The organism is Pseudomonas persica (assembly GCF_900291015.1).
Lineage (GTDB): Bacteria > Pseudomonadota > Gammaproteobacteria > Pseudomonadales > Pseudomonadaceae > Aquipseudomonas.
On record NZ_OLKL01000197.1, the window covers coordinates 1 to 263 of the forward strand.

Below are 263 nucleotides of genomic sequence, written 5' to 3' on the forward strand. Positions count from 1 at the left end.
CGCTCAGCTCGATGCCCGACATGCCGTTGGGCATGCTGATGTCACTGAACACCACGTCGAAACGCGTATCGCCCTGCAGCAGCGCGACTGCTTCCTGCGCATCGGCCGTGGTAGCCACGTCGATGCCGAAGTCGCGCAGGGCCAGGCCGATCATTTCGCGCAGATCGGTCTGGTCCTCCACCATCAGTACGCGGATCGGATCATCGGTCATGGGTTGGGTTCCTCTGTGGCGGGTAGCAGCAGGCTGACCGTGGTGCCAACAC

General features: G+C 63.1%; 1 protein-coding gene. It reads right to left on the reverse strand.

All coding sequences use genetic code 11. The features are described 5' to 3' along the window. Positions 1 to 211 (reverse strand): response regulator (locus tag FQ664_RS26250; RefSeq protein WP_144175910.1); only part of this gene is annotated, 211 nt, incomplete at its 3' end. Positions 212 to 263 lie beyond the last annotated feature (52 nt).